This window comes from Sphingomonas sp. R-74633 (assembly GCF_013416555.1).
Classification (GTDB): domain Bacteria; phylum Pseudomonadota; class Alphaproteobacteria; order Sphingomonadales; family Sphingomonadaceae; genus Sphingomonas.
On sequence record NZ_JACCFG010000004.1, the window covers coordinates 579,107 to 597,300 of the forward strand.

8 protein-coding genes are annotated in these 18,194 nt (G+C 68.7%); all 8 read left to right on the plus strand.

Annotated elements, in window-relative coordinates; genetic code table 11:
* Positions 1 to 3 precede the first annotated feature (3 nt).
* Positions 4 to 678, plus strand: coding sequence for a DUF4178 domain-containing protein (locus HZY97_RS16015; protein ID WP_180145861.1), 675 nt, complete (start codon positions 4 to 6; stop codon positions 676 to 678).
* The gene (locus tag HZY97_RS16020) at positions 668 to 2,035 is read left to right on the plus strand and encodes a DUF4178 domain-containing protein (protein WP_180145864.1); all 1,368 of its coding nucleotides are present in this window, start codon (positions 668 to 670) and stop codon (positions 2,033 to 2,035) included. Before HZY97_RS16015 ends, HZY97_RS16020 begins: the two co-directional genes overlap by 11 nt.
* Entirely contained in the window at positions 2,035 to 2,181 is a 147-nt protein-coding gene (locus HZY97_RS16025) for a hypothetical protein (RefSeq protein ID WP_180145867.1), read from the plus strand. Before HZY97_RS16020 ends, HZY97_RS16025 begins: the two co-directional genes overlap by 1 nt.
* A gap of 11 nt (positions 2,182 to 2,192) precedes the next feature.
* Positions 2,193 to 2,405 (plus strand): DUF350 domain-containing protein, encoded by a 213-nt coding sequence (locus tag HZY97_RS16030; protein WP_180145870.1) that lies wholly within the window; start codon positions 2,193 to 2,195, stop codon positions 2,403 to 2,405.
* Positions 2,398 to 3,945, plus strand: coding sequence for a polyamine aminopropyltransferase (locus HZY97_RS16035; RefSeq protein WP_180145873.1), 1,548 nt, complete (start codon positions 2,398 to 2,400; stop codon positions 3,943 to 3,945). Before HZY97_RS16030 ends, HZY97_RS16035 begins: the two co-directional genes overlap by 8 nt.
* Entirely contained in the window at positions 3,935 to 5,545 is a 1,611-nt protein-coding gene (locus HZY97_RS16040; protein WP_180145876.1) for an FAD-dependent oxidoreductase, read from the plus strand. Before HZY97_RS16035 ends, HZY97_RS16040 begins: the two co-directional genes overlap by 11 nt.
* Positions 5,542 to 5,892, plus strand: a complete 351-nt coding sequence (gene speD, locus HZY97_RS16045) for an adenosylmethionine decarboxylase (RefSeq protein ID WP_180145879.1) — start codon at positions 5,542 to 5,544, stop codon at positions 5,890 to 5,892. The genes HZY97_RS16040 and speD overlap by 4 nt, the downstream gene beginning before the upstream one ends.
* A gap of 172 nt (positions 5,893 to 6,064) precedes the next feature.
* On the plus strand, positions 6,065 to 18,194 hold a 12,130-nt coding region (locus HZY97_RS21025; protein WP_180145882.1), incomplete at its 3' end, for an autotransporter-associated beta strand repeat-containing protein.

The following is an 18,194-nucleotide window of genomic DNA, read 5'->3' on the forward strand; positions in this document are numbered from 1 at the left end:
CCGATGAGCCTGCACGTCCCCTGCCCCAATTGCGGTGCCGATGTGGTGTTCCGCTCGCCCGCCTTGCCCAGCCGGGTGTGCGACTATTGCCACACGATGCTGGTGCGCACCGGCGGCGACCTCACCCAGGTCGGCAAAGCGGCGGTGCTGCCGTTCGATGTGAGCCCGGTGCGGATCGGCATGCGCGGCAGCTATGACGGCAAGGGATTCGAAGTGATCGGCCGGGTCCGCTGGAGCTGGACCGACGGCGCGTGGAACGAGTGGCTGCTGTTCTTCGACGACAACAGCAATGCCTGGCTCGGCGAGGCGATGGGGCAGTTCATGCTGCTGTGGGAGCGCCCGTTCACCGGCGTCCGCACCCAGGCGCTGCGCACCGTGGCGAATGGCGGCGAGGCGATACCGGGCAAGGAGGTCCAGCTCGACGGCATGAAGCTGACCATTTCCGATGCGCGCGAGGTCGTCTGTGTCGCCGCCGAAGGCGAGCTGCCGTTCACCGCGCCTTCGGGCTGGCGGGTCTACAGCGTCGACCTGCGCGGCACCGGCCCCGAATGCGCCAACCTCCAGCGCGACGGCAAGGACGTGAGTTTCTACGAGGGCCGCTACGTGACGCTCGACGAACTGGCGCCGCATGGGTTGCGCGCGATCGAAGGCTGGGCACTGCCCGACTATGCTGCCTGACGCCCCCCGCCCCGACCTGCCGGCACCGGCACCCGCGCTGATGCCCGCCCCGGCGACGCACCCGCTGACCTGCCCGGGCTGCGGCGGCACGGTCGAGATCCGCGCGGCGGGCTATACCGTCCATGTCGCCTGCCAATATTGCGGCTCGATCCTCGACGTCACCAACCCGCAAGTGAAGCTGGTGACGCAGTATCAGGAGGCGAACACTGCGCTCGACATCCCGCTCGGCACGCGCGGCACGCTGCGCGGGGTTGAATGGGAGGCGATCGGCTGGCTGCGCCGCTCGCAGGACGGCTATCCGTGGGAGGAGTATCTCCTCTTCAACCCCTATCACGGCTATCGCTGGCTGGTGAATGTGCGCGGCGGGTGGAGCTTCGGCACGATGCTGACGCGCACGCCCGAATGGCGGACCTACGACGCCTATGGGCTCGACTCTAGCTATTACCATCGCTTCTTCTACGGCGACGCCCAGGTCGACGACGTGCTCGGCGAATTCTACTGGCGCGTCGCGGTGGGCGAGACAGTGAAGACCGCCGACTGGGTGCGCCCCGGCGAAATGCTCTCCCGCGAGGAAGACGGGCACGAAGTCAGCTGGACGCTCAACGAATGGGTGCCCGAGAAGGAGATCACTAGGGCGTTCGGCGCGCCGAGCTCGGGCATGGTGTGGCCGCCTTTGCCCCACCAGCCTTCGCCTTGGGGCGGATGGCTCAAGGCCGGCGCGAAGATCGGCGGCGTGGCGCTCGCTTTCCTGCTGCTGTTCTCGATGTTCTTCGGCGGCACCGGCTGGTCGGCGGCTGGCTCGCTCGCCGTCGCACAGGACGGGCATGAGCAGACCGCGACGCTGGGGCCGATCACCTTCCGCAACCGCTACCAGCGGGTCGAGATCCGCGCCGATGTGCCGAGCCTGGAAAATGGCTGGGTCGATCTCGATTACAGCCTGGTCGATCGCAAGACGCAGCAGGTCTATGAAGCGTACGGTGCGGCGGAACGCTATTCGGGAAGCGATTCCGACGGCCCCTGGACCGAGGGTTCGCGCGATTCCGACATCTCGATCGCCAGCGTGCCGGCGGGCACCTATGACCTGGTGGTCGAATACAAGGGCAATCGCTGGACCGGCTCCTCCGGCTTTTCCAGTTCCGACCCCTATGGCCAGGAAATCAGCAGCGGCTGGATGGACGCCGCCAATGCGCCCAAGATCGAGGTGGAGGTGCGCCAGGGCACGCTGTTCGGCTCGAACATCCTGATCGCGCTGATCCTGCTCGCCGCGCCCTGGCTGATCGCGCTGGCGCTGCATCTCAGTTTCGAAAAGGCCCGCACCGGCGAAAGCGACTACGCGCCGACAGGAGACGATGACTGATGAGCACGCGCAGCTTCTTCTACGCGCTCTGGTGCCTCGGCGTGATCGCGCTGTTCACGCTCACCGGTGTCTTCGCCTGGTCGCCCTTCGCCGAGGGCGGCGGCGCGCGCGCGCATTACGGCTTCTACGGCCCCCACCACAAATAAGGGAGACGAACATGGTCACCACGCTTCCGGCGCTTCTCGCCACCCTGCTCTATGCGTTCCTCGGCATCATCGTCTTCGTGATCGGCTTTGTCGTGCTCGACCTGCTGACCCCGGGGAAGCTGTGGCAGGAGATCCGCGAGAACCAGAATGTCGCCGTCGCGATCTTCTCGGGCGCGGTCGCGATCGGGCTGGCGATCATCGTCGCCGCCGCCATTCATGGCTGAGGGAGACCCCGTCGCGCCGAAACCTCGCGCGTCGGCACCCGCCGCCGCGCTGCTTGCCTCTGCCTTCATCGTATCGACCTGCGGGCTGATCTACGAGCTGCTCGCCAGCACGCTGGCCAGCTATCTGCTCGGCGACAGCGTCACCCAATTCTCCACCGTGATCGGCACCTATCTGTTCGCGATGGGCGTGGGCAGCTGGTGCTCGCGCTATGTGAAGCGCGACGAGCTGCGGCTGTTCATCCGGGTCGAACTGCTGATCGCGGTGCTCGGCGGCGCATCCGCGGCGGCGCTATTCGTGCTGTTCCCGCTGGTCGAGCATTTCCGGGTAGCACTCTACGGGCTGGTGCTCGGCATCGGCTTCCTGGTCGGGCTCGAGATCCCGCTGCTGATCCGCATCCTGCGCGTGTTCGATTTCCGCGAAACCGTGTCGAACGTGCTGACCTTCGACTATGTCGGCGCGCTGGTGGCGAGCCTGCTCTTCCCGCTGCTGCTGATGCCGCATCTCGGCATGATCCGCACCGGCTTCCTGTTCGGCATCCTCAACGCCGCCGTTGCGCTCGCGGTGCTCGTGACGCTGCCACGCGCCGCTGGCTTCCGGCTGGAGAAGATCACCGGGGTGCTCGTGCTGCTCGGCCTCGGCGCCGGCTTCGTCGCGTCGGACCGGCTGCAGCGCTGGGCGGAAGTGGCGAGCTATGGCGAGCCGGTGATCTACGCGATGAGCACCAAATATCAGCGCATCGTCCTCACCCGCCATGACGATGATTTGCGGCTGTATCTCAACGGCAACCTGCAATTCTCCTCACGCGACGAATATCGCTATCACGAGGCGCTGGTGCATCCGGTGCTCGGCCGCGTCGCCAATCCGCGCAACGTGCTGATCCTGGGCGGCGGCGACGGGCTGGCGGCGCGCGAAGTGCTCAAGCATCCTGAGGTGCAGCACCTCACTTTGGTCGATCTCGACGACGAGATGACCAAGCTGTTCTCCAAGACCGCGATGCTGACCGATCTCAACAAGGGATCGCTGACCGACAAGCGCATGACCCTGCTCAATGCCGACGGCTTTCGCTGGGCGCGCGAGACCGGGGCGAGCAAGCCCGGCCAGTATGACGCGATCATCGTCGATTTCCCCGATCCGGTCGATTATTCGGTCGGCAAGCTCTATACGGAGACCTTCTACCGCGCAGTGCGCAAGCTGCTCGCGCCCGGCGGGATGATGGTGGTGCAGAGCACGTCTCCGCTGGTGGCGCCGATGGCCTATTGGACGGTCGCCTCGACGCTCGAAGCGGCCGGGCTGCAGACGCGGGGCTATCACGTCTATGTGCCCAGCTTCGGCGAATGGGGCTTCGTGCTCGCCGCCGAGGGGCCGATCCCGAATGGCGCGCGCATCCCGGCCGGCGGGCGCTTCCTGACGCCGCAGATCGACCAGCGGCTGTTCGATTTCCCGCCCGACATGGCGCGGCGCCCGGCGCCGGTGAACCGGCTCGACAACCAGGTGCTCGTCCGCGAATTCGCCGACGCCTGGAGCAAATATGAAGGCTGATCGGCGCGCGGTCCTCGGCCTGGGCGCGGCAGCGGTCGCCGCGGCGGGCGGCGGGCTGGCCTATGCGCTGGAGCGCGAGGCGAAGCTGCCGCCGGGCGCGCTGGGCGGTGCCGACCTCGCGCGCGGGCATCGGCTGCGCGACGGCGGCTTTCCGGCGCCGAGCCGGTTCGAGGAAGCCGATCTGGTCATCGCCGGTGGCGGCGTGGCCGGCCTTTCGGCGGGCTGGCGGCTGCACGATGCCGGCTTCACCCGCTTCAAGCTGCTCGAGCTCGAGGATCAGGTGGGCGGCAATGCCCGCAGCGGCCGCAACGCGGTTTCGGCCTATCCGCTCGGCGCGCATTATCTGCCGGTGGCGAACAAGGAAGCCAGGGCACTCCAGCACCTGCTGCGCCAGCTCGGCATGATCACCGGCGATATGGATGGCGCGCCGGTCTACGACCCCGAGCAGCTCTGCGCCGACATGCAGGAGCGGCTGTTCTGGCAGGGGCGCTGGCAGGAGGGGCTGATCCCGCGCACCGGCATCAACGCGCGCGACCGCGCCGACCTTGCCGCGTTCGAGCAGGCGATGGCCGGTTATTCGAAGCGCGTCGGCAGCGACGGCAAGCCGGCCTTCGCGGTACCGATGGCCTATAGCTCGCGTGACCCGGAACTGGCTGCGCTCGACCGGATCGACTTTGCCGCCTGGCTCGACCAGCAGGGCTGGCGCTCGCCGGTGCTGCGTGCGCATGTCCGCTACGCGATGCGCGACGATTACGGCACCGAGCCGCAGCATGTCTCGGCCTGGGCGGGCGTCCATTACTTCGCAAGCCGGCGCGGCTGGGCGGCGCAGGGCGCAAGCGAGAATGAGCTGACCTGGCCCGAGGGCAATGGCCGGCTGGTCCACCACCTTGCCGGATTCTTCCCCGATCGCATCGCGCGCGGGCATATCGTCCACCGCGTTGCCCGCGAGGGCGAGGCGGTGCTGGTCGACAGCTTCGACGTTGCCGCGAACCATACCGTCCGCACCCGCGCACGCGCCGCGATCCTCGCGATGCCGCATTTTGTCGCGGCGCGGGTCTGTCCGCAGGTCGGCAGCGCGAAGGACTTCAGCTACGCGCCCTGGCTGATCGCCAATATCACCGTCGATCGCCTGCCGCAGGGCCGCGGCGTGCCGCTAGCCTGGGACAATGTGTCGAGCACCAGCAACTCGCTCGGCTATGTCGTCGCGACGCACCAGGGACCCGATGCGATCAGCGCGGGCACGGTGCTCACCTGGTATCTTCCGCTGTCGGACATGGAACCGGTGGTCGCGCGCCGGCTGCTGCTCGAGCGCTCGGCCGATGACTGGAAGCGGATGGTGCGCGACGATCTGCTCGCGATGCATCCGGAGCTGGACGATGCGATCCGCAGCATCGAGCTGTGGCGCTGGGGCCATGCGATGATCCGCCCGACGCCCGGCTTCCTGTGGCGCGGCGATGCGGCGCAACCCGAGCCGCCCCTGTTCCTCGCCCATTCGGACCTGAGCGGCCTGTCGCTGTTCGAGGAAGCCCATTATCACGGCGTGCATGCCGCCGAGCGCGCGATGGCGCTGCTCGGCCACGCCCATGAAAGCCTGTTGTGAGCGGACATCATCTCATCGCCGATCTGTGCGACGCCAGCCGGCTGACGGATGCCGCGCATATCGAGACCTGCCTGGTCGCGGCGGCGAAGGCAGCGGGCGCGACGCTGCTCGAGATACGGCTGCACAGCTTCGGCCCCGGCCAGGGCGTGACCGGCGTGGCGCTGCTCGCGGAATCGCATATCTCGATCCACACCTGGCCCGAATATGGCACGGCGTGCGTCGATATCTTCATGTGCGGGCAGAAGCATGACCTCGATGCCGGGCTTGCGGTCATCGTGGCCGGGCTCGGCGCCACGGTGGCGCGCAGCGCTATCGTCGAGCGCGACTTCGGCGAAGGACCACGCTGAACCGTCGGCGTCCCGCTACGGGACCCGTCCAACGATGCTACAACGGTTCAACCCACTGACACTGTTGTTCAAATAGGAATCGCCTGACCTCGACTAGGGGGTTTCCCGTACGCTTGGCGTTTTTTCCGTAATCGACGGATGCGCCGCAATTGGGTTTCGGGGGCTTTCCAGAATGATCGATCGTGGCAACGGCGCGCGTGCGTCCAAGGCGGTTTCGGCGCGTGCGGGACGCGACATGCTCCTGCGCAAGGCACTGCTCGGATCGACCGCGCTGATCGGAATCACGCTGGCCGGCACCCCGGCCTATGCGCAGGTCTGCACATTCCTGCCCGTCGAAGGCACGCCCACGCCGGATCCGTGCAGCGGCGGCGGCGGTGGCGGCTCGCCCGCCCCCACGCCCGCTCCCTCGCCTTCGCCGACGCCGTCCACGTTCAACGTCAATGACGAAGCCAGCCTGGCCGCGGCGATCATCGGCGCGAACGGCAACCCCGGCTCGACGATCATCATCGGCGCCAACATCTCGATCAGCAGCTTGCTGCCCGTCATTACGACCGCGACGAATTTCCAGAGTTCGGCGGGCAACACCTTCACGATCAGCGGCGGCAACCAGGTCCGCCTGTTCTTCGTCGATGCGGGCGGCAATGCGGTGAACTTCACCGGGCTGGTGCTCGCCAATGGCAAGGCGCAGGGCGGCAATGGCGGCGTGGGCGGCGGCGCAGGCGGCATGGGCGCCGGCGGCGCGATCTTCGTCAACAGCGGCAATGTCACCGCGACCGACGTCGCGTTCAGCGGCAACGCTGCGGCGGGCGGCAATGGCGCTGGCCTGAACAGCAACGGCAGTGGCGGCGGCGGCGGTGGCGGCCTCGGCGGCTCGGGCGGTCAGGGCGGCAACGCGGGCGGCGGCGGCGGCGGCTATAGCGGCGGCGGCGGCGGCGGCGGCTCGCAGCTTTTCAACGGCAACCCCAACGGGACGGCTGCCGGCGCCGGGGGCAACGGTCCGGGCGGCGCGGGTGGCGCGGGCGGCGCGAACGCCAACGGCAGCGCGGGCACCAATGGCGGCGCCGGCGGTAACCTTGTCACGCAAACCGGGGGCGCCACCATCAACCTTGGCGGCGGCGGCGGCGGTGGCGGTACCCATGGCGGAGCGGGCGGCGACCGCCAGGGCGGCGGCGGCGGCGGTGCCGGCTATACCGGCGCTGGCGGTACGGGCGGCAGCAACAATGCCGGTGGTACGAGTGGCGGCATCGGCGGCGGCGGCGGCGGCAGCGCCGGAGCCGGTGTCGGCGGCAATGGCGGCGACTTCGGCGGCGGCGGCGGCGGCTATTACGCCTATAACGCCGGCAGTGGCGGCTATGGCGGCGGCGGCGCGGGCGGCTATGGCTACACCATCAGCGGCACGGGCACCGGCAATGGCGGCAATGGCGGGTTCGGCGGCGGCGGTGGCTCCGGGGGCGGCGCTACGGCAGGTATCGGCGGCACAGGCGCCGGCTCGGGCAGCAACACCACCGGCGGCGGCGGCCTGGGCGCCGGCGGCGCGGTGTTCGTGCGCGGCGGCTCGTTCACCATCTCAGGCAGCACCAGCTTCAGCGGCGGATCGGCCACCGGCGGCACCGGCGGCGCCACGGGTACGAACGGCGACGGCGCAGCCGCCGGTTCGGCGATGTTCCTGACCTCGGGCACCACCACCGGCTTCAATGTCTCCGGCACCACGACGGTCGGTGGCACGATCGCCGACGATTCGGCCACCAGCCTTGCCGGCGGCGGCTACACCGCCGGCACCGGCGCCGGCGCAGCGGTCTCGCTGACCGGCGGCGGCACGCTGGTGCTGACCGGCGCCAATACCTATGCCGGCGGCACCACCGTGACCGGCAGCACACTGCGGCTCGGCAGTGGCGGCGCGACCGGCTCGGTCGTCGGCGCGATCACGCTGAGCAATGCCGTGCTCCAGATCGACCGCACCGGCTCGACGTCCAACGTCGTCAACGGCACCGGCTCGGTCCAGATCCTGGCGAACGCAGTCGTCACCGGCCCGATGACCGTCAATGGCGGCGTCGACGTCCTCGCCGGCACCACGGCTTCGATCGCCAACGTCACCGCAGACACCGCGACCAGCGCGGCAGTCCGCATGGGCGCCGGCTCGACGCTCAATGTCTTTTCGGGCGGAACCCTCAGTGGCCGCTGGGGCGTCTACAACACCGCGGGCGACGCGACGATCGACAGCTATGCGACGATCATCGGCGCGATCGACGGCATCAACCAGCAGCCCGGCGCGGGCACGCTGACCGTCACCAACTCCGGCACGATCCAGACCAGCCAGGGCGCCGGTTCGTCGGCAGGCATCTACATCAACGCCGCCGGCACGCATGCGATCACCAACAACAATGGCGGCGTCATCATCGGCGGCACCGACGCGACCTTCGGCTATGGCATCAGCATCGATGCCGGCAGCGCGACGATCACCAACAATTCGGGCGGCACGATCGGCGGCGCGGGCGCGACAGGCGCAATCCGTCTCAGCTCGACCGGCGCGCAGACGCTCAACCTCAATGCGGGCTCGACCACGACCGGCAACGTCTTCGTGGAAGACAGCGGCGCAGTGACCACCGTGCTCGCCGGCACGCTCACCGGCAACTACAATGCCGGCACCGCCACCGGCGCGCAGACCTTCACGCTCGCCGCGACCGGCTCGATGGCGAACGCAACCTTCGGCTCGGCGAACGACACCTTCACCTATCAGGGCGGCACGATCACCGGCGTAATCAACGCAGGCTCCGGCACGAGCGATGCGTTCATCAGCGCCCTCGGTACGAGCGGCACCGGTTCGCTGAGCCTGTCCAACCTGACCAACTTCAAGAGCTATACCCACCAGTCTGGCGCGCTGACACTCACCGGCACGCGCACCAGCGGCTATGAGTGGCTGCTCACCGGCGGCTCGGTGGCGGTCTCGGGCACACTCGGCGCGTCGCTCAGCGCGCAGGCACTGGAACTGCGCAACGGCGCCTCGGCCTCGATCCTCGCCGGGGGCGTGATCGGCGGTATCCAGAACGGCATCTTCGTCAACGGCGTCACCACCACCACGGTCTCCAACGCCGGCACGATCAATGCGGCGGGCGCCGGCATCGCATCGAGCAACGCGGCGATGACGATCACCAACACCGGCACGATCGCACCGACGCTGTTCAGCGCGATCGCCTTCGCGTTCGGCGGCTCGCTCAACAACAGCGGCACGATCATCGGCGGCAACGACGCTGCCAACGCCATCGCGGCGGTACGCTCGGCCGGTTCGTCGACGGTGTCGATCACCAACACCGGCAGCATCACGGCACAGGCCGGCCAGGGCATCGCGCTCGCCGGCGGCGGCACGATCAACAATGGCGACCCCACCCACACCAGCGCGCTGATCGCCGCCAATGCCGGCTCGGGCATCGACAATAGCGGCACCCTCACCACGACGGTGAACAATGCCGGCATGATCCGCGGCAGCGCCTCGGGCGCGGGCCAGGCGAGCGGCTCGGCCAATTTCACGCTCAACAACACCAACGCCGCCTCGGTCGTCTACGGCGCCGGCAATCTCGGCGTCCATAACAGCGGCACTGGCGCGCTGACCGTGACCAATCTCGGCCTGATCGCCGCGAATGCGTCGTTCGCGATTCTCAGCACCGGCAACGCGACGATCACCAACAGCGGCACGATCGGCACCGGCACGGTGGCCGGCACCATTTTCACCGCCGGCGGCAGCACGAATGCGGTGAGCATCGTCAACGGCAACCTCACCAACTCGGGCACGATCAGCGGCGCCGCGGGCGGCGTGGTGGCGTCGGGCACGCTGACGCTGACCAATACCGGCACGATCGTCGGCCATAGCAGCGGCACCGGCAATTTCGACGGCGTCAACGTGGTCGGCACCACCACGATCCTCAACGCAGGCACGATCAGCGGCGGCGTCTATTCGGGCATCTACGCGGCAGGCGGCGGCACGATCACCAATGCGGCCAGCGGCACGCTGAGCGGCGTCAACGGCGCCGCGATCGCCCTCGCCGGCGGCGGCATCTTCAACAATTACGGCCAGGCGACGAGCGGCCTTGGCGGCGTGACCGCGTTCGGCAGCGCTAACACGACGGTCTACCTGTTTGCCGGCTCGCAGACCGGCGCGATCACACTCGCGGGCGGCAACGACACGCTGGCGCTCTTCAACGGCACCGGCAGCAGCGGCGGCGCAACGGTCGACGGCGGCAGCGGCATCACGCTGCAGGCCGCCGGCCTGAACGGCGCCGCGACCTTTGGCGCGGTCGACCTCGGCAGCGGCAGCAACACGCTGCTGCTGCGCGGCAACGGCAACAACACGACCTCGATCGGCGCGGGTGGCGTGCTGGACATCTCCACGATCATCGGCGCGAGCACTATCACCAAGGCGGATGCCGGCAACTGGGCCATCACCGGCTCGGCGAGCGGCGTCACTGCCAGCGCGACGATCAACGTCAATTCCGGCTCGGTGACCTTCACCAGCGACGGGCTGACCGGCGATATCTATCTCAAGGGCGGTATCATCCGCGCGCTCGCCACCACCGGCTTCGGTACCGGCACGATCCACGCGATCGATCCGACCATCCAGTTCGCCGCGGCCGGCACCTATGCCAACAACGTCTCGCTCGATGTCGCCGCCCCGGCGAACCTCGACCCGACGATCTTCCAGAATACCTCGGGCGGCACAGTCACGCTGAACGGCGCGATCACCACCGGCACCGGCACCAATGCCAATGGCCAGGCGATCGCCGCGGCACAGGACGTCACCTTCGACGGCGGCACCATCGTGCTGGGCAGCACGTTCAACAACTGGACCGGCACCACCACGATCAACGCCGGCACCACGCTGAGCGGCACGAGCCAGACGGTCTCGGGCGGCAGCATCGTCAACAATGGCACGCTGAACTATTCGCAGGGCATCGTCGGCACCGTCAGCACCGGCATTTCGGGCACGGGCGCGCTGACCGTGGACGGCGGCGGCTATGTCGCGCTGTTCGGCACCAACAATTATTCCGGCGGCACCTCGGTGAGCGGCGCGGGCACGCGCCTGCAGGTGGGTGACGGCGCCACCGGCGGCACGATCACCGGCGCGATCACCGTAGGCACGGGCAGCACCCTCATCTTCGGCCGCAGCGACAATTACAGCTTCACCAGCGCAGTCAGCGGCGCCGGCTCGGTGCGTGCGCTGGGCACGGTGACGCTGGCCGGCCCGATCACCACGCTCGCCACGATCGACGTCAACGGCGCCGGCGGCACCGTGACGCTGGCCGGCGCGCGCAGCGGCGCGACGGCGAGCGCCGTCACGCTGGGCGGCGCCACGACGACGCTCGCAGTCGGCCCGGTCGGCTCGATCACCGGCGGCCAGTATCTCGGCGTACGCGTCAACGGCACCGACAACACGCTCAGCAATCTCGGCCAGATCACCAACACCGGCACCGGCGGCGACAGCGCCTATGGCGCCGCGATCGGCATCGCCTCGACCACCGGCACGACCGTGATCAACAACGGCTCGGTGGGCAACACCACCGCGCGGATCACCGGGCGGAATTCCGGCATCAACCATCTCGGCTCGGGCGGCGTCGTCGCCACCGGCCTGCTGACGGTCAACAATTACGCACTGATCGCCGGCGACGCCTATAACGCCATCGAGAACCAGAACGGCACCGGCGCGCTCACGGTCAACAACTTCGCCACCGGCACGATCGCCGGCCAGGGCAATTCGACCAATGGCAGCGGCATCAGCGTGCTCGGCACTGCCGCGCTGACGGTGACCAATAGTGGCCTGATCGTCGGCCGCACGTCCGGCATCTACACCAACGGCAGCGCCAGCATCACCAACAGCGGCAGGATCGCGGCCGGCACGCTGGCGGGTGGCACTGTGGGGCCGCTCACCGCCAACGGCGCCAACGGCATCGCGCTTATCGGCGGCGGGTCGATCACCAACCAGCTGGGCGGCACGATTACCGGCAGCAACGCAATCGGCACGAACGCTGCGCTGACCGTGGCCAATGCCGGCACAATCACCGCGACCTCGACCAACGGCATCCTGGCGGCGGCTGGCGCCAACCTCACCGTCACCAGCAACACCGGCACCATCACCGGCGGCGCCAACTACGCCGCGATCAATGGCTCCAGCAACGTGACGCTGCAGAACTATGCGGGCACGACCAGCGGCGGCGGCTGGGGTGTCGCCGCGACGGGCACACTGACCGCGACGATCACCGGCGGCACGATCACCGGCACGATCTATAACGCCCTCTATGCGGGCGGCGCGAACAGCACGATCACCAACGCCGGCACGCTGACCGGCGGCAATGCCGGCATCTACGCCGATGGCGCGAATCTGAGCGTCACCAACACCGGCACGGTCCGCGTCACCGGCGGCAGCGCCAACACGGTGATCAGCGGCATCTATGCCAGCGCGGCCGGCGCCGCGATCACCAACAGCGGCACGATCGAGAGCACGCTGGCCAGCGGACGCGGTGTCTATCTGCTCCTCGGCGGCACGGTGACCAACAATGCCGGCGGCACGATTGCCGGCGGCGTCGAGGGCATCCGCTCCGAGGGCGCGGTGACCATCGTCAACAACGGCACGATCAGCGGCACCACCGCCGCGATCAACCTGAGCGGCGCGTTCAACGACACCGTCACGCTCAACACCGGCTCGGTGACGACCGGCGCGATCAACCTCGGCGATGGCAACGATACGCTCAACTGGAACGGCGGCAGCTTCTCGAGCAGCATCGACGGCGGCGCAGGTACCGACATTTTCAACCTCAACCGCGGTGCGGCCACCACGCTGGCGCTGGGCACGCTCACCGGCTTCGAGACGCAGAACCTGCTGTCGAGCAGCCTGACGCTGACCGGTACGGACACCAACACGAGCGGCTGGACGCTTGCCGCCGGCACCACGATCAACATCGGTGCAGCCGGCCAGGCGGCGAACTGGACCTATAATGGCGGCGGCAACACCGCCGCGGTGCAGGTAGGCGGTGCCAATGCCCTGGTGAACATCGCTACGGGCAGCACGCTCACCAGCGCGAACTGGGGCGTGAACAGCGCAGCGACCGGCACCATCGTCCATAATGACGGCACTTTGGTCGCCTCGGGCACCGGCGCGACGCTCAACCTGACCGGCGCCAACGCGCAGCTGGTGAACACCGGCACGATCTCGATTGCGAATGCGGGCGCCAATTATTCGGTGGTCTGGATGAGCGGTGCCGGCGCGAGCGCAGTCAACAGCGGCTCGATCACCGGCGCGACCGCCGGGCACTATAATGGCGCGGTCGGCATGACCGGCGCGGGCAGCAGCTTCGAGAACCAGCTGGGCGCTACGGTCACCGGCCAGCGCGGCGTGGTGATGGGCACGGGCGCGACCGTCATCAACGACGGCACGATCACCGCCACGGTCGATAACGGCATCACGGCGGGCGCGAACAGCACGATCACCAATAGCGGCGCGATCGATGCGACCGGCTCCGGCGGCGCCTGGGGCGTCGCGGTGTTGGGGGGCGCGGGCAACGTCACCAATTCGGGCATGATCCAGGCCGGCAGCGGCATCTGGCTCAACGGCGCGGGCGCGAACCACGTCGTCGGCAATACCGGCACGATCACCGGACTTGAGTATGGTGTGAACGCGGATGTTGGCACGGCCGATATCACCAACGGCAACGCCATTTCGGCGGACGGCTTTGCCGGCGTGCGCCTCGGCCAGGGCGGCACGCTCGCCAATTCGGGCTCGATCAGCGGCGGCAGCGATTTGATCGGCGGCTGGGGCGTCCAGGTCGATGGCGGTGCCGCGACGATCACCAACCTGGCCGGCGGCAGCATCACCGGCGGCGGCGCGGGCGCGATCGCGCTCAACAGCGATATGACGATCGCAGTGAACCTGCAGGCCGGCTCGACCATGACCGGCAATGTCGTGTCGACCGGCACGGGCACGCGCAATGTCGAAATCGCCGGGACGCTCGATGGCGACTATGTCTCGACCGGCAGCGGCGCCGACAATCTGACGCTGCAGGCCAGCGGTTCGATTGTGAACGCCAATCTCGGCGACGGCGATGACAGGTTCACCTATCTCGGTGGCGCGATCACCGGCATGATCGATGGCGGCGGCGGCACCGACACCTTGTTTGCGGACTTTGGTGCGGGCAACAGCGGCACGGTCAGCCTCGCAAACTTCACCAACTTCGAGGGCCTCGGCGTTCTGTCCGGCGACCTGGTGCTGACCGGCGCAAGCGGCGCACCCGATGCGGCAATCTATGCCGGCAATGGCGCGGGCTCGGGCGGCTCCGTCACCTTCGACAACACCACCGGCCTTACCGGCGACATCTACGTCAACGGCGCCGACATCATCGCGAACACCGCGGGCGCCTTCGGTACCGGCACGATCCACATGATCGACCCGACCGCGATCTTCGCTGCGACCGGCACCTACGCCAACACCATCTCGCTCGAGGTCATCACCCCGGCTTCGGCGGATCCGGCGACGCTCAACACGACGTCGGGCGTGGTCGCGACCCTCACGGGCGCGATCACGCAAGGGGCCGGCGCGGGCGTCGATCCGAACCAGCTGCTTGTGATCGACGGCCAGGGCACGATCGTCCTCACCAGCACCGCGAACAGCTGGGCGGGCACCACCACGATCAATGCCGGCGCCACGCTCCAGGGCGCCAGCAACACGATCTCGGGCAGCAATGTCGTCGCCAACGGCACGCTCGCCTTCATCCAGCCCGCCTCGGGCAGCTTCACGCTCGACATCGGCGGTAGCGGCCAGGTCAATGTCTCGGGCCTCGCGACGGGCGAAACGCTGAGCTTCGGGGGCAACAGCACGGTCGCGGGCGGCATCGTCGTGCTTGATGGCTCGGCGGTAGCCAATACCGGCACCCTCGCCGCCTCCGCGGGCGTGGGCGTGACGCTGGCGAACGGCGGTTCGTTCGCCAATAGCGGCACTGTCACCGGCGCTGTGTTCGGCACCGGCGCCGCAGCGACCAGCGTGACCAACAGCGCGATGATCAACGGCATGGTCGCCAATGGCGGCACGGCGACGATGACCGTGGCCAACCAGGCCGGCGGCACGATCAGCAACGCCGGGGGCTATGCGGTTCGCGGGAACGCGGGCGGCGGCGCGGTAATCCTCACCAATGCGGGCGACATCGCCGGCAACATCGCCTTCTTCGGCAACAATGCCGGTGACACCGTCACCAATTCGGGCCGGATCATCAGCGGCAGCTTCAATGGCGGCGGCTATTCGGCCGACTTCTCGACCGCAATCAACATGTCCGCGGGCGGCACGGTCGACAACCAGGCGGGGGGCCTGATCGACGGCGGCGCCTTCGGCATCCAGTCCGCCAACGGCGCGCTGACCCTCACCAACGCCATGGGCGCGACGATCCAGGGCGAGAGCGCAATCAGTGCCGCTGCCGGTGCGAACATCGTCAACGCCGGCACAGTCCAGAGCACGAGCACCAACACTGCGATCACGCTCGGTGCCGGCGCCACGATCCTCAATGCCGGCACGATCCAGGGCGGCACCAACGGCTATGGTGTCTCTTCGACCGGCGCGCTTGTCTTCACCAACCAGGCCGGCGGCACGCTGGGCGGCGGCGCGGGCGCGATCAGCAGCAACGGCGCGACCATGATCGACCTGCAGGCAGGCTCGACCACCAATGGCGCGATCCTCGTGAGCGGCGGCAGTGCTGCCAGCGTCACGGTCGGCGGCAGCTATGCCGGCGCCGTCACGCTGGGCACCGGCGACGACACGCTCACGCTGGTCAGCAGCGCGACGCTCGGCGCGGGCTCGACCTTCGACGGCAATGGCGGCACCGACGCGCTGGTGCTGGCCGGCGCCGGCAACGCCAGCCTCGACATCGGCACGACCGCCAATTTCGAGAGCCGCACGATGAACGGCACGGGCGTGTGGACGCTCACCGGCACCGACGGCACCAACCTTGGCTGGCAGGTCAATTCGGGCACGCTCGCAGCCTCGGGCGGCAATGCGATCGGTGACGGCGCCTTGGTCACCCTCGCGGCGCCGGGCACGCTCCAGATCCTCACCGACGAGGCGATCGGCAACCTGGCCGGCACCGGCACCGTCGATCTCGGCGCAAACGCGGTCGCGATCACCTCGGGCACAAGCAGCTTCGACGGCACGATCACCGGCAATGGCGGCGGCCTGGCCATCTTCAGCGGCGCGGGCCTCACGCTGAGCGGCGCGAACAGCTATAGCGGCTTCACCAATGTCGGCGGCACGCTGGCGCTGGGTGCCTCGAACGTACTGGCCGATACCTCGACGCTCACCATCCAGTCGGGTGGCGTGGTCGACCTGCAGGGCAACAGCGACACCGTCGCCAGCCTTACGCTGCACGGCACGCTGAACGGCGCCGGCACGCTGACTGCGAGCGACTATGCGCTGGCCGACGCGGTAGTGAACGGCAATCTCGGCACCGGCACGCTGGTCCAGCTGGGCGGCACCTCGGTGCTCAACGGCACTTCGGCAGCCACCGATGTGCAGGTCCAGGCCGGCACGCTGGCGCTGGGCGGCTCGGATCGCCTGGCGAACAACGCGGCAGTCCTCGTGCTCTCGGGCACGACGCTCGATCTCGGCGCGTTCAGCGACACGGTCGGCACCGCGGCGATCGCGGGCACGCTGGCCGGCACCGGCACGCTCACCGCGAACATCGTCCAGCTCGATGGGGCTAGGGTGAACGCCAATGTTGCGGGTACGTTGGTCAATGCCAGCGGTACTTCGACGCTGAACGGTACGGCCGCGGGCAATGTCTCGGTGCAGGCTGGCACGCTGGCGCTGGGTGCGGCGAACCGCCTCGCCGACAACGCCACAGTGGCGGTCGCTTCGGGTGCGACGCTCAACCTGGGTGCATTTAACGACACGGTCGGCGTCGCTGCCATTGGCGGCACGCTGGCGGGTTCGGGCACGCTGACCGCGAGCCAGATCCAGCTGACGGCTGCCACGATCAACGCCAATGTCGCGGGCACGCTCTACAATCTGGGCGGCGCCTCAACCCTCAACGGCACGGCAGCGGGTGACGTCTCGGTGCAGGCCGGCACGCTGGTGCTGGGTGCGGCGAACCGCTTGGCGGATACCGCCACGGTGGCGGTGGCTTCGGGTGCAACACTCAACCTGGGCGCGTTCAACGACACGGTCGGCGTCGCTGCCATTGGCGGCACGCTGGCGGGTTCGGGCATGCTGAGCGCGGGCCAGATCCAGCTGACGGCGGCGACGGTGAATGCCAATGTCGCGGGCACGCTCTACAATCTGGGCGGCACGTCGGTGCTGAATGGCACTTCGGCGGGTGATGTCTCGGTCCAGGGCGGTACGCTGACGCTGGGTGCGGCGAACCGCCTGGCGGATACGGCCACTGTGTCCGTGTCCTCGGGCGCGACGCTCAACCTCGGTGCGTTCAACGACACGGTCGGCGCATTGGCGCTGGGCGGCACGCTGGCCGGTACCGGCACGCTGACTGCGGCGCAGGTCCAGCTGACCGGTGCTACGGTGAACGCAAACCTTGGCGCGGGCACGCTGGTCAACATGGGTGGGACCTCGGTGCTCACCGGCACCGCGGCGGCGACCAACGTCACCGTCCAGGCCGGCACGTTGCGCCTGGGTGCGAGCGACCGCCTCGCCGACAGCGCGACGCTCGGCATCGCAACTGGCGCGACCTTCGATCTCGCCACCTATAACGAGACCGTCGCCAGCATCGCCGGCACCGGCACGCTGGCGCTCGGCACCGGCCGCCTGACGCTGTCGGGTGCGGGCAATTCGGCGTTCGGCGGGGCGATCACCGGCTCGGGCTCGCTCGACAAGCAGGGTGCGGGCACGCTGACGCTGGCCGGCACCTTCGCCACCACCGGGCGCTTCGACGTCTCGGCGGGCACGCTGGCCTTCTCGGGCTCATCGCAGGGCAGCATCCGCGTCCAGGGCGGCACGCTGATCGGCTCGGGCACGCTGGGCGGCGCGCTGACGCTCAACTCGGGCAGCTTCTCGCCGGGTGGCCTGGCGACGGGCCAGTTCGGCGCGATCAACCCGATCGGCAGCTTCACCGTGGGCAGCCTGGTTGCGACCGGCGGCTCGCTGCTGTTCGACTTTGGTGGCCAGAGCCTCAACTTCACCTCGGACTCGATCCGAGTGAACGGCACTGCGACGCTCTCGGGCGGCACGGTGGCAGTCAACGCGCTGACCGCGGCGGCAAGCGACTACCGGTTCAACCAGCTCTACACGATCGTCCAGGCGAACGCGCTGAGCGGCACCTTCGCCAACG

Coding starts and splice junctions, on each gene's coding strand:
- HZY97_RS16015 (WP_180145861.1), top strand. CDS start 4: ATGAGCCTGCACGTCCCCTGCCCCAATTGCGGTGCCGATGTGGTGTTC.
- HZY97_RS16020 (WP_180145864.1), top strand. CDS start 668: ATGCTGCCTGACGCCCCCCGCCCCGACCTGCCGGCACCGGCACCCGCG.
- HZY97_RS16025 (WP_180145867.1), top strand. CDS start 2,035: ATGAGCACGCGCAGCTTCTTCTACGCGCTCTGGTGCCTCGGCGTGATC.
- HZY97_RS16030 (WP_180145870.1), top strand. CDS start 2,193: ATGGTCACCACGCTTCCGGCGCTTCTCGCCACCCTGCTCTATGCGTTC.
- HZY97_RS16035 (WP_180145873.1), top strand. CDS start 2,398: ATGGCTGAGGGAGACCCCGTCGCGCCGAAACCTCGCGCGTCGGCACCC.
- HZY97_RS16040 (WP_180145876.1), top strand. CDS start 3,935: ATGAAGGCTGATCGGCGCGCGGTCCTCGGCCTGGGCGCGGCAGCGGTC.